The sequence below is a fragment of the Pseudomonas sp. SJZ077 genome, assembly GCF_007993905.1.
GTDB lineage: Bacteria > Pseudomonadota > Gammaproteobacteria > Pseudomonadales > Pseudomonadaceae > Aquipseudomonas > Aquipseudomonas mandelii.
In genome coordinates this window covers 29661-42387 of the sequence record NZ_VIUJ01000034.1, presented here as the reverse complement: position 1 = coordinate 42387, position 12727 = coordinate 29661, and the positions used below count along the sequence as shown (strand labels likewise).

The 12727-nt window shown below is 59.6% G+C and carries 9 protein-coding genes; 7 read left to right on the top strand and 2 right to left on the bottom strand.

All coding sequences use genetic code 11. The annotated features are described in order from the left end of the window. The first annotated feature begins 356 nt into the window (after positions 1-356). The 7 genes from FBY01_RS30695 to FBY01_RS30660 all read left to right on the top strand — a co-directional run bounded on the left by FBY01_RS30695 (position 357) and on the right by FBY01_RS30660 (position 10313). A complete protein-coding gene (locus FBY01_RS30695; RefSeq protein WP_010458085.1) occupies positions 357-1517 on the top strand; it encodes an efflux RND transporter periplasmic adaptor subunit in 1161 nt (386 codons plus the stop codon). Beyond that, positions 1514-4615 (top strand): multidrug efflux RND transporter permease subunit, encoded by a 3102-nt coding sequence (locus FBY01_RS30690; RefSeq protein ID WP_102593547.1) that lies wholly within the window; start codon positions 1514-1516, stop codon positions 4613-4615. The genes FBY01_RS30695 and FBY01_RS30690 overlap by 4 nt, the downstream gene beginning before the upstream one ends. Positions 4616-4624: 9 nt before the next feature. After that, entirely contained in the window at positions 4625-5302 is a 678-nt protein-coding gene (locus FBY01_RS30685) for a heavy metal response regulator transcription factor (RefSeq protein WP_007916978.1), read from the top strand. Next, complete coding sequence (locus FBY01_RS30680) at positions 5292-6656, top strand: heavy metal sensor histidine kinase (RefSeq protein ID WP_077748987.1); 1365 nt, start codon at positions 5292-5294, stop codon at positions 6654-6656. Before FBY01_RS30685 ends, FBY01_RS30680 begins: the two co-directional genes overlap by 11 nt. 273 nt (positions 6657-6929) lie before the next feature. Beyond that, positions 6930-7154 (top strand): hypothetical protein, encoded by a 225-nt coding sequence (locus FBY01_RS32160; protein WP_010458093.1) that lies wholly within the window; start codon positions 6930-6932, stop codon positions 7152-7154. 194 nt (positions 7155-7348) lie between these two features. Beyond that, on the top strand, positions 7349-8668 hold the full coding sequence (locus FBY01_RS30665) for an OprD family porin (protein ID WP_145310937.1): 1320 nt from the start codon (positions 7349-7351) through the stop codon (positions 8666-8668). A gap of 148 nt (positions 8669-8816) precedes the next feature. Then, positions 8817-10313, top strand: a complete 1497-nt coding sequence (locus tag FBY01_RS30660) for a sensor domain-containing diguanylate cyclase (protein WP_145310939.1) — start codon at positions 8817-8819, stop codon at positions 10311-10313. A gap of 148 nt (positions 10314-10461) precedes the next feature. Here FBY01_RS30660 and lpxC read toward each other — a convergent pair whose 3' ends face one another. Both lpxC and ftsZ read right to left on the bottom strand, forming a co-directional pair. Next, complete coding sequence (gene lpxC / locus FBY01_RS30655; RefSeq protein WP_008147525.1) at positions 10462-11373, bottom strand: UDP-3-O-acyl-N-acetylglucosamine deacetylase; 912 nt, start codon at positions 11371-11373, stop codon at positions 10462-10464. Between the two features lie 112 nt (positions 11374-11485). Further along, complete coding sequence (gene ftsZ / locus FBY01_RS30650; RefSeq protein ID WP_007943486.1) at positions 11486-12679, bottom strand: cell division protein FtsZ; 1194 nt, start codon at positions 12677-12679, stop codon at positions 11486-11488. Positions 12680-12727: the final 48 nt, after the last annotated feature.

Below are 12727 nucleotides of genomic sequence, written 5' to 3'. Positions count from 1 at the left end.
CCGCACACATCGAGAGGAGGTCGAAGCGAAGCCGACCGGAGGCGATGCCCCCAGATGAATGCCGGAGCGAAGGAACGCCGAGCCCAGGCGAGGGGTCGGACGCTGGGGCGAAGCGTTTTGGTTCCTTTTGGGCGTTTGCAAAAGGGACTCGCTGTAAGAGCGAAACCGCCAGCAGCCGTTACCGCAGTAATGGATATGTACGCCATCAACAGCAGCATGGTCGGCTACCAGGCCGCCAAGCCCAAACTGACAGCGCCGTCAGTTAGCAGTCACCTTCCTGACCGCCGAACAGGTTTATAAAGGAAGGTATAAACCCGACCCGACTCCCGACCACCTAGCCCGGCGCCCCCACTCGCATGCGAACCCAGAAAAAAACCGCCTTGATCGCAGGCCTGCTGATCGCCCTGGCAGCGAGTGGCGCGTGGTACGCCACCAAACCCGCCACCGCCAAACTCGCCGCGCCCACAGCGATCCCGGTTCGAGTCGTCAGCGTCACCGAAAAAGACGTCCCCCGCTACGTCACCGGCATCGGCTCGGTCCTGTCCCTGCACAGCGTCGTAGTCCGCCCGCAAATCGACGGCATCCTCACCAAAATCCTGGTCAAAGAAGGCCAATTGGTGAAACAAGGCGACCTGCTCGCCACCATCGACGACCGCTCGATCCGCGCCAGCCTCGACCAGGCTCGGGCACAACTCGGCGAAAGCCAGGCGCAACTGCAAGTCGCGCTGGTCAACCTCAAGCGCTACAAACTGCTCAGCGTCGACGACGGCGTATCCAAGCAGACCTACGACCAGCAACAAGCCCTGGTCAACCAGCTCAAAGCCACCGCCCAAGGCAATCAGGCGTCAATCGACGCCGCTCAGGTGCAGCTTTCCTACACACAGATTCGCTCCCCGGTCACCGGCCGCGTCGGTATTCGCACGGTGGACGAAGGCAACTTCCTGCGCATGACCGACACCCTGGGCCTGTTCACCGTGACCCAGATTGACCCGATCGCCGTCGAGTTTTCCCTGCCGCAACAAATGCTGCCTACCCTGCAAGGCCTGATCGGCGACCCCGAGCGCGCACAAGTGAAGGCCTATATCGGCGCCGACACCGACGGCGAAACCGGCAACCTGCTGGGCGAAGGCCACCTGACCCTGATCGACAACCAGATCAACGCCAACACCGGGACCATCCGCGCCAAGGCGGAATTCAACAATCCCGGACAGAAGCTCTGGCCGGGCCTGCTGGTGACGGTAAAAATTCAGACCGCCCTGGATAAAGATGCGCTGGTGGTCCCGCCCACTGTCGTACAGCGTGGCCTCGATCAACATTTCGTGTACCGCGTCAACGGCGACAAGGTCGAAACCGTCACCGTACAAATGGTCTACCAAGGCAGCGGCCAGGACATCATCAAAGGCGTAAAACCGGGTGACGTGCTGGTCAGCGACGGCCAGTCGCGGCTCAAACCCGGCTCGACCGTGCAGGTAATGACCGAGCCGCCGCAAGTGGTGCAATCGGAGTCGAAGCCATGAAGGGCCACGGTTCTGTCTCAGCCTGGTGTATCGATCATCCGGTGGCGACGATCCTGCTGACCTTTGCCCTGGTGTTGCTCGGCGTCATCGCCTTCCCGCGCCTGCCGATTGCGCCGCTGCCGGAAGCCGAATTCCCGACCATTCAAGTCGCCGCACAATTGCCCGGCGCCAGCCCCGAAACCATGGCGTCGTCGGTGGCCACGCCGCTTGAAGTGCAATTCAGCGCCATCCCCGGCGTGACCCAGATGACCTCGAGCAGTGCCTTGGGCTCGACCAACCTGACCCTGCAATTCACCCTCGACAAAAGCATCGACACCGCCGCCCAGGAAGTGCAGGCCGCAATCAACACCGCCGCCGGCAAGCTGCCCAAGGACATGCCGAACCTGCCGACGTGGCGCAAGGTCAACCCGGCCGACAGCCCGGTGCTGATTCTCAGCATCAACTCAACCTTGATGCCCGGCACCGAACTCAGTGACTTGGTGGAAACCCTGCTCTCGCGTCAGATCAGTCAGATCGACGGCGTAGGCCAAATCAACATCACCGGCCAGCAACGTCCGGCAATCCGTGTTCAAGTCTCGGCCGACAAACTCGCGGCCATCGGCCTGACCCTGGCGGACATTCGGCTGGCGATCCAGCAAACCAGCCTCAACCTGGCCAAAGGTGCGTTGTACGGTGAGTCGAGTATCTCGACACTGTCGACCAACGACCAATTGTTCCACCCCGAGGAATACAACCAGCTCATCGTTTCCTACAAGGACGGTGCCCCGGTTCACCTCAAGGATGTCGCTAAAGTCGTCAACGGTTCAGAAAATGCCTACGTCCAGGCGTGGGCCGGTGATCAACCCGGGGTGAACCTGGTGATTTCCCGGCAGCCGGGCGCCAACATCGTCGAAACCGTTGATCGCATCCAGGCCGCCCTGCCCGGCCTCGAAGCCATGCTGCCGGCCTCGGTGCAGGTCAAGGTGCTGGTCGACCGCACCCAGACCATCCGCGCCTCCCTGCATGAAGTGGAAATTACCCTGCTGATCGCGATCATGCTGGTGGTGGCGGTGATGGCGCTGTTCCTGCGCCAATGGTCGGCGACCCTGATTGTGTCCGCCGTGCTGGGTGTTTCGCTGGTCGCCAGTTTCGCCCTGATGTACATCATGGGTTTCAGCCTGAACAACCTGACGCTGGTGGCAATCGTGGTGGCCGTGGGATTTGTGGTCGACGATGCGATTGTGGTGGTGGAGAACATTCACCGCCACCTGGAGGCCGGCGACGGCATGCGCGAGGCGGCGATCAAGGGTGCCGGCGAGATCGGTTTTACCGTGGTTTCGATCAGCTTCTCGCTGGTGGCGGCGTTCATTCCGCTGCTGTTCATGGGTGGCGTGGTCGGGCGGCTGTTCAAGGAATTCGCCCTGACCGCCACTTCGACCATCATGATTTCGGTGGTGGTGTCGCTGACGCTGGCGCCGACCCTGGCCGCGCTGTTCATGCGCGCCCCGGTGCATCACGCCCACAGCAAACCCACGTTTGGCGAACGCTTGCTGACAGGTTATGAAAAACTGCTGCGCCGTGCCCTCGCCCACCAGAAACTGATGATCGGGGTTTTCTTCCTGTCACTGGGCCTGGCGGTGGCCGGTTACATCTTTATTCCCAAAGGGTTCTTCCCGGTGCAGGACACCGGTTTTGTCCTCGGCACCACCGAAGCCGCCGCCGATATTTCCTACGGCGACATGGTGAAAAAACACCTGGCGATGGCCGAAATCGTCGCCGCAGACCCAGCGGTTGCGGCGTTTTCCCACTCGGTCGGGGTCTCGGGCAGTAACCAGACCATCGCCAATGGCCGCTTCTGGATTTCCCTGAAAAAACGCGGCGACCGCGACGTCTCGGCCAGCCAGTTCATCGACCGGATCCGTCCGAAACTGATGAAAGTCCCGGGCATCGTGCTCTATCTGCGCGCCGGCCAGGACATCAACCTCAGCTCCGGCCCGAGTCGCGCCCAGTATCAATACGTGCTCAAGAGCAACGACGGCGCAACGCTCAGCACCTGGACCCAACGCCTGACCGAAAAACTGCGCGCCAACCCGGCGTTCCGCGACATTTCCAACGACCTGCAACTGGGCGGCAGCATCACCCACATCAGCATTGACCGCAGCGCCGCCGCGCGTTTCGGCCTGACCGCCAGTGATGTCGATGAAGCGCTGTACGATGCGTTCGGCCAACGGCAGATCAATGAATTCCAGACCCAGATCAACCAATACAACGTGATCCTGGAACTGGACACCCAGCAACGCGGCAAGGCCGCAAGCCTCAATTATTTCTACCTGCGCTCGCCGCTGAGCGGGGAAATGGTGCCGTTGTCGGCCCTGGCGACATTCGATGCGCCAACGGTTGGCCCGTTGTCTATTGCTCACGACGGCATGTTCCCGGCCGCCAACTTGTCGTTCAACCTGGCGCCCGGCGTGGCGTTGGGCGATGCGGTGATCATGCTCAATCAGGCCAAGGCCGACATCGGCATGCCGGCCGCCATGAGCGGCAACTTCCAGGGCGCGGCGCAAGCGTTCCAGAGTTCGCTGGCCAGCCAGCCGTGGTTGATCCTGGCGGCGCTGGTGGCGGTGTATATCATTCTCGGCGTGCTCTACGAGAGCTTCGTCCATCCGTTGACCATTATTTCAACGCTGCCATCGGCGGGGCTTGGCGCGGTGATCATGCTGTGGATCTGCGGCCAGGACTTTTCGATCATGGCGCTGATCGGGCTGGTGTTGCTGATCGGCATCGTCAAGAAAAACGGCATCCTGATGATCGACTTCGCTCTCGATGCCCAGCGCAATCGTGGCTTGCCGCCGGAAGAGGCGATTTACCAGGCCTGTATCACGCGGTTCCGGCCGATCATCATGACCACCCTCGCCGCCCTGCTCGGCGCCCTGCCGTTGATGCTCGGCTACGGCACCGGCGCCGAACTGCGCCAGCCATTGGGCATCGCGGTGGTCGGCGGCTTGCTGGTGAGCCAGGCGCTGACGCTGTTTACCACTCCGGTCATATACTTGTGGCTTGAGCGGCTTTTCCATAAGCCCAAACCCGCACCGATGCCGGCGCTGGCAACCACAGACTGAGGCGGGGTCATGCGCGTTCTGATTATCGAAGACGAAGAAAAAACCGCGGACTATCTGCACCGCGGCCTGACGGAACAGGGTTACACCGTGGACTTGGCGCGCGACGGCGTCGAAGGCCTGCACCTGGCGCTGGAAAGCGACTACGCGGTGATCGTCCTCGACGTCATGCTGCCGGGCCTCGACGGCTTCGGCGTATTGCGCGCGCTGCGTGCGCGCAAGCAAACCCCGGTGATCATGCTCACCGCCCGCGAGCGGGTCGAAGACCGCATCAAAGGCTTGCGCGACGGGGCCGACGATTACCTCGGCAAGCCGTTTTCCTTCCTCGAACTGGTGGCGCGCCTGCAAGCGCTGACCCGGCGCAGCGGCGGCCACGAACCCGTGCAAGTGAGCATCGCCGACCTGTGGATCGATTTGATCAGCCGCAAGGCCACCCGCGCCGGCACCCGCCTGGACCTGACCGCCAAGGAGTTCTCGCTGCTCAGCGTTTTGGCCCGTCGGCAAGGTGAAATCCTCTCGAAAACGGCGATTGCCGAGATGGTCTGGGACATCAATTTCGACAGCGACGCCAACGTCGTAGAAGTCGCGATCAAACGCCTGCGGGCCAAGCTCGACGGGCCGTTCGACGAAAAACTGCTGCACACGATCCGGGGCATGGGTTATGTGCTGGAGAGCCGCGGTGTCCAGTAATTCGATTGCCCTGCGCCTGAGCGGGATGTTCACGCTGGTGGCGCTGCTGGTGTTCCTGTTGATCGGCTGGGCCTTGTACCAGCAGGTCGACAAAGGCCTGGGTTTGCTGCCCGAGGCGGAGCTGGACGCGCGTTACAGCGTGCTCGAATCCACCGTCGGGCGATATGGCACGCCGGAGCATTGGGTGAAGATCAACAACAAGCTCAAGTTGCTCGGCGAAGAAGACAAGCGCATCAGTTTCTGGATCATCAGCGGCGACCCTCACTACGAATACGGCAACCTGACACCGCAGATCCGCGCCTTTGCCGAAGGGCCCCTGGGGATGCGCGACATGACGTTGCCGGACCAGCCGTATCCGCTGAAAGTGCTGGTCAGCCAGTTCCCGGCCAAGGATCAACGGCCGCCGCTGCGTTTCATGATCGGTATCGACACCGAGACGTTTTTCCAGACCCAGCATCATTTGCTGATCGCGCTGATCAGCCTGGCAATTATCGGCGTGTTGCTGGCCTCGGCACTGGGTTATTGGGTGGCGCGGATTGGCCTCAAACCCTTGATCAAGTTGTCGCAGGAAGCCCAACGCCTGGCACCGCCGTTGCGTTCCGGGCGTTTGCGCTTATCGCCGCTGCCGCCGGAGCTCAATCAGTTCGTCAATTCGTTCAACTCCACACTGGAGCGGGTCGAGCAGGCCTATTCGCGGCTTGAGTCGTTCAACGCCGACGTCGCCCACGAACTGCGCTCGCCGCTGACCAACCTGATCGGCCAGACCCAGGTCGCGCTGACCCGTGGACGCTCGGCGGAACACTACTTCGAAGTGCTGCAATCGAACCTCGAAGAGCTGGAACGGCTGCGTTCGATCATCAATGACATGCTATTTCTTGCCAGCGCGGATCAGGGCAGCAAGGCGACCAAACTGACTTCCACCTCGCTGGCCGACGAAGTGGCCACGACTCTTGAATACCTGGATTTCATTCTTGAGGATGCGCAGGTTCAGGTGCAGGTCAGTGGAGATGCGCAGGTGCGGATCGAGATTGCGCATCTGCGCCGGGCGTTGATCAATTTGCTGAGTAACGCGGTGCAACACACCGGGCCCGGGCAGGTGATTGAGGTGCGGATCGAGGTCGAGGAGCACCAGGTGAGCATCGGCGTGGCCAACCCCGGGTCGCCGATTGCCAGCGAGCATTTGCCTCGATTGTTCGAGCGTTTTTATCGCGTCGACGCATCGCGCAGCAACAGCGGGAATAACCATGGGCTGGGGTTGGCGATCGTCAAGGCGATTGCGCTGATGCATGGCGGTGATGTGTTTGTGCGCAGTGATCACGGCATGAACACCTTCGGCATCCACCTCCCTGTCTAGACCCTTCCCTGTGGCGAGCGAGCTTGCTCGCGCTGGGCTGCGTAGCAGCCCCAAATCAGCCACTCAGGTTCCTCAGGAAAATCGGGGGGGTGTTTGCGACTGCTGCGCAGTCGAGCGCGAGCAAGCTCCCTCGCCACAAAAGCCATTTCCCGCTGCTGGCTACTGTTGCTTTTAGCGCAACAGTCCTTTCATGAATCCGCTCTTTTTCCCCTGTCCAATCCCCCTTATCTTTGCCGCACCAAACAGCACTTGCCAAGCAAGAAGGTTTTAAAGATGTCCAACACTATGGGTATTGCCAGCGCTTTCGTTTTGTCCTCTTTGTTCCTGTCTCCGTTCGCCGTGGCTGAAGAATCGCCGGCCTTCGTCGCGCACAATGCCGCACGCGCCGCTTCGTATGAAGAGCATCAGGGCGAAATGACAGCCAAGGCTAAAGAGGCTGCGCAAACCCCTCAAGCATCAATGTCTTCAAGCCAACCACGGGTTGAGAAAGACAGCTGATCCGACTCATTTGCTCCTTTTCCCTCGACACTTTTCATCGGCTCTTCCCTTTGAAAAGTTGTCTTCAAAGCCGCTGCTATCAGCGGCTTTTTTTCGTTGTGGTTTAAACGCCGTCCAGTTCGTCTTCACTGACAAGAAACATTTTGCACTTCAAGAGTATGAAGTGTTTAGTTGACCAAGGAGCTTTACCGCAAGTGCGTTTCCCTCTCCGTTTCAACCCGTTGTTCATTGCAATCGCTGCAACGATGACCCCCGCCGCCTACGCCGCCGACGAATCCAGTCAGGAAGGTTTTGTCGAAGGTTCGAGCCTCAACCTTAATGTCCGTAACTACTACATGAACCGCAACCGCCTGCAGCAGACGGACGACAACATCGAGTGGGGTCAGGGTTTCCTCGGGCTCTTTGAATCGGGTTTCACCCAGGGCACCGTCGGGTTCGGCGTTGATGCCCACGCCATGCTGGGGCTCAAGCTCGACGGCGGTGGCGGCACGGATGGTTCGAGCATCCTGCCGATCAGCGATGGCAACGGCAAAGCGCCTGGGTCGTTCTCAACGGCAGGTGGTACGCTCAAAATGCGTGCTTTTGATACCGAGTTGAAGGCCGGCGACCTGTTCCTCGCCAACCCGGTGATTGCCGGCGGCGAAACCCGCATGTTGCCGCAGACCTTTCGTGGGGTCAGCCTGACCAACCACAGCTTCGACGGCTTCCTGATCGAAGGTGGCCAGGCGAGCTTCACCAAGCCGTACAACCAGAGCGGTCACACCCGCATCGGCACCTCCTACGGCAGCCTGGCAGACGGTGACAACAGTCAGCACCTGAACTGGGCCGGTGTGGCGTGGAGCGGTCTGCCGGGGTTGACCAGCAGCCTGTACGCCTCCGAACTCAAGGACATCTGGAACCAGTACTACTACGATCTGGATTACACCTACGCGCTGAACGACCTGGTCAGCCTCAACCCGGGCCTGCATTTCTATCAGACGCAAGACACCGGCGATGCACTGCTGGGTCACATCGACAACAACGCCTACAGCCTGCATTTCACCGTCGGCGTGGGCTTTCACAGCGTTACGGCGGCGTATCAGCGAGTCAACGGCAACACGCCGTTCGACTACATCAGCCAGGGCGACAGCGTCTTCCTCGACAACTCCCAGCAGTATTCTGACTTCAACGGCCCGAACGAGCGCTCGTGGAAACTCAAGTACGCCTACGACTTTGCCGGTCTCGGCCTGCCCGGCCTGACCTCGGCGCTGTCCTACTCCCGAGGCGAACTGGACCTGACCAAAGTCGATCCGGACAGCCGCGGCTACGCCTCGTGGTACAGCGCCGACGGCAAAAACGCCAGGCACTGGGAGCGCGACATCGATCTCAAGTACGTGATCCAGGGCGGCAAGGCCAAGGATCTGGCGGTGCGCATGCAATGGGCCACCAACCGCGGCGGCAATGGCTATGGCGCGCTGGATCAGGACACCGATGAATACCGGGTGATCGTCGACTACCCGCTCAATGTCTTCTAAGCTTCACTAAGCAAAAGGCCAGCATTTTTTTGCTGGCCTTTTTTTTATCCGGCATTTATACAAGCGCTCTGGACGCGACCGGTTTCTGGAACTCTGCCCGATTCTTGTAAAAAACTTTTATAACGTCTTATTTGCAGAAGTCAGAACCATGAGTGTGAGCAATGAGAAATCTCAACATCCGATCAGCTCGACACGATCGGAGCAACTTCTGACTCTCGGCAGTGTGCTGTTGGTGATTGCGATATTCGGCATTGTGACCTTCCTGCTGATCCGTGAACGCGCCAACGCCGAGTTGTCCGCCGCTCGCGCCGCCAACAACATCGTGCAATTGATCGACGCCGATGTGCTGCGCAATGTCGAACTCTATGATATTTCCCTGCTGGGTTTGATCGCCGCCTCCCGGCGAGAAGATCTCAAGAGCGTTTCTCCCACCATTCGCCATCTGGCCTATTTCGACCGCGCCACCGCCGCGCCGTACAAGGGCGACATTTTGTTGCTCGACAACAAGGGCGACGTGATCGCCGACTCGGCGTCGGTGGAACCCAGGCAAGGCAACTACGCTGATCGCGAATACTTCCAGTCGCACGTGAACAACCCGGCCCCGGGCATGTTCATCAGCCCGCCCTTCCGGGCCAGGTCACCCGAACACGACTGGCGTATCAGTTTCAGTCGACGGGTGAGTGGCGCTCAGGGTGAGTTTCTGGGGGTTGCCGAAGCCGCCATGCGCTTGAGTTACTTCGATCAGTTGTTCAACAGTTTGAGCATCGGCCGCGACAGCACGGTCAATCTGATCAGCAAGAACGGGATTCTCCTGGCCCAGCAACCACGCCTGGCCGAAGAGCTGATCGGCAAGGATTTCAGTAACCGCCCCAATTTCCAGCGCATCGTCAAAGAAGGCAACGGCAGCTTCACCAGCATGTCCGATCTATACCGTGACAAACGCCTGTACACCTTTTCCAAGGTCGGAAATTTGCCGTTGATCGTCATCGTTGCACTGTCCAGTGATGAAGTCTTTTCGGCCTGGAAACGCACTGCAGTGGTGGTCAGCTCTGCAACCGCTGCCTTGTGCGTGAGCCTGCTGTGGCTGACGTGGGTGCTGCGCCGGGAATTGCGCCGGCGTCACAATGCCGAACACGAACTGGCGCAACTGGCCGCCACCGATGCGTTGACGGGGCTGGCCAACCGCCGGACGCTGGATCAGGCCCTGCGCCATGAATGGTTTCGCGCTCAACGTTCCGGCATGCCTTTGTCACTGATGATGATTGATGCCGACCATTTCAAAGCGTTCAACGACCGCCATGGCCATCAGGCCGGCGACGAAGCGCTGCGCTCGCTGGCCAACGTTATCAGCGCCCACGCGCGACGACCGGCGGACCTGGCTGCCCGTTATGGCGGCGAGGAGTTTTCGGTGATCCTGGCGGAAACCGATAGCGCCGGTGCGCGGCAGATTGCCGAAAACATCCGCAAGGCCGTTGAGCGGTTGCCGCTGGTTGAGGGAGCTGATGGGCCGATGACTGTCAGTATCGGGATCAGCACCTGGACGACAGCGACGGATATCAGCCTGGAGAGTTTGCTGTTTGCGGCGGACAAGGCGTTGTATCAGGCCAAGGAAAACGGACGGAATCGGGTGGTCGACACGGCTTGAAATCTGCGGTGTCGCTACTGGCCTCTTCGCGGGCACGTCGGATCGCCGCACCGCTCGCTCCTACAATGGCGCTCGGTCTACCTCTTTCCCGCGGGCATAAAAAAAGGCCACCCGAAGGCAGCCTTTAAAAACTAGAGAGGTTTTTGACTTACACGGCCGCTACGGGACGCATGTAAGAGATCGGTGCAGTGCTGGCGTCTTCGAAAGTCACGACTTCCCAAGCATCTGTCTGCTCAATCAACTTGCGCAGCAGCTGGTTGTTCAATGCATGTCCGGACTTGAAGCCCTTGAACTCACCAATCAGGCTATTGCCCAGCAGGTAGAGGTCACCAATTGCATCGAGGATCTTGTGCTTCACGAATTCGTCTTCATAGCGAAGGCCGTCTTCGTTCAGTACACCATCCGCGTCGACCACAATAGCGTTTTCAACGCTGCCGCCGAGTGCGAGGTTGTGCTTGCGCAAGTACTCGATGTCACTCATGAAACCAAAGGTACGGGCGCGGCTGACTTCTTTTACGAACGAAGTGCTGGAAAAATCCACGCTTGCACTTTGTGTGCGGTTACGGAAAACCGGGTGATCGAAATCGATCTCGAAACTCACCTTGAAGCCTTCGAAAGGGACGAAAGTGGCGCGCTTGTCGCCGTCTTCCACTGTCACTTCCCGCAGGATCCGGATGAACTTCTTCGGTGCGTCCTGTTCTTCCAGGCCGGCCGATTGAATCAGGAATACGAAAGGTCCAGCGCTACCATCCATGATCGGGACTTCGGACGCGGAGAGCTCGACGTAGGCGTTATCGATGCCCAGGCCAGCCATGGCCGAGAGCAAGTGCTCCACCGTATCCACTTTGGTGTCGCCACTGACCAATGTGGTCGACATCGTGGTTTCACCAACGTTTTCCGCGCGGGCAGGAATCTGCACCACAGGGTCGAGGTCGGCACGAACAAACACAATGCCGGTGTCGATAGGTGCAGGCTTGAGGGTCAGGTAAACCTTCTCCCCGGAGTGCAGGCCTACACCTGTAGCACGGATAATATTTTTCAGTGTGCGTTGTTTAATCATGGCTTGGGCCGCTTCAGCGCAAATTGCGAACTGGTATCAACAAAGGCTGGCGATAATAGCAGACCAGACCTTTGCTGAACACCAATCACCTTCATAGCCCTGATACATTCCATCAATCAGCCTGACGACGCAGGAAAGCCGGGATGTCCAGGTAATCCAGATCATCTTGCGGATTCATCTTCGCGGCAGTCGCAGCACCGGCCTGAGCCTGGTTGCGCATGACGGTCGGACGGTCCAGGTCACGGTAATTTACCGCCGGTTGTTCCTGACGAGCGGGCGCCGATTGTTGCGGCTGGGAGGCCATGGAGGTGTGAACGGTGTTGTCGATGACCTTCACAGGCTTCTCGATTTTCGCGCCCAGACCGGTGGCAACCACAGTCACGTGCAGTTCGTCGCGCATGTCCGGATCGATAACGGTACCGACCTTGACCATCGCGTGCTCGGAAGCGAAGGCTTCGATGATGCTACCCACGTCGGAGTACTCACCCAGGGACAGGTCAGGACCGGCGGTGATGTTCACCAGGATGCCGCGTGCACCTTGCAGGTTCACGTCTTCGAGCAACGGGTTGCGAATGGCCGCTTCAGTGGCCTCACGTGCACGGTTCGGACCGCTGGCACAGCCAGTGCCCATCATCGCCATGCCCATTTCGCTCATTACAGTCCGTACGTCGGCAAAGTCGACGTTGATCATGCCCGGACGCTTGATGATGTCGGAGATACCGCGAACGGCACCGGCCAGTACATCGTCGGCCTTGGCGAAAGCCGACAGCAGGCTGGCGTCTTTACCGAGGATGGTCAGCAGCTTCTCGTTGGGAATGGTGATCAACGAGTCGACGCTTTCAGACAGCAGACGGATACCTTCGTCGGCGATCTGCATACGCTTGCGGCCTTCGAACGGGAACGGACGAGTCACCACCGCAACGGTGAGAATCCCCATTTCCTTGGCCACTTCAGCAATGATCGGCGCAGCACCGGTACCGGTACCACCGCCCATGCCGGTGGTGATGAACACCATATTGGTGCCCTGCAGGACTTCGGCAATGCGCTCACGGTCTTCGAGAGCGGCCTGACGACCTACTTCAGGGTTGGCGCCGGCGCCCAGACCTTTGGTAACGCCGGTACCCAATTGCAGGATGGTCCGCGCGCCGATGGATTTCAGCGCCTGGGCATCAGTGTTGGCGCAGATGAATTCAACGCCTTCAATGTTGCTCTTGACCATGTGGTTGACGGCGTTGCCGCCGCCTCCGCCAACACCGATAACTTTAATAACCGGGCTTGCGGGGATGTTGTCTACGAGTTCGAACATTTTCCCTCTCCTTTACGTTCTCTAGTTTTTTCGCCTACTGCTTTTACT

Coding starts and splice junctions, on each gene's coding strand:
- FBY01_RS32160 (WP_010458093.1), top strand. CDS start 6,930: ATGTCCAACACTATGGGTATTGCCAGCGCTTTCGTTTTGTCCTCTTTG.
- FBY01_RS30690 (WP_102593547.1), top strand. CDS start 1,514: ATGAAGGGCCACGGTTCTGTCTCAGCCTGGTGTATCGATCATCCGGTG.
- ftsZ (WP_007943486.1), bottom strand. CDS start 12,679: ATGTTCGAACTCGTAGACAACATCCCCGCAAGCCCGGTTATTAAAGTT.
- FBY01_RS30695 (WP_010458085.1), top strand. CDS start 357: ATGCGAACCCAGAAAAAAACCGCCTTGATCGCAGGCCTGCTGATCGCC.
- lpxC (WP_008147525.1), bottom strand. CDS start 11,373: ATGATTAAACAACGCACACTGAAAAATATTATCCGTGCTACAGGTGTA.
- FBY01_RS30685 (WP_007916978.1), top strand. CDS start 4,625: ATGCGCGTTCTGATTATCGAAGACGAAGAAAAAACCGCGGACTATCTG.
- FBY01_RS30660 (WP_145310939.1), top strand. CDS start 8,817: ATGAGTGTGAGCAATGAGAAATCTCAACATCCGATCAGCTCGACACGA.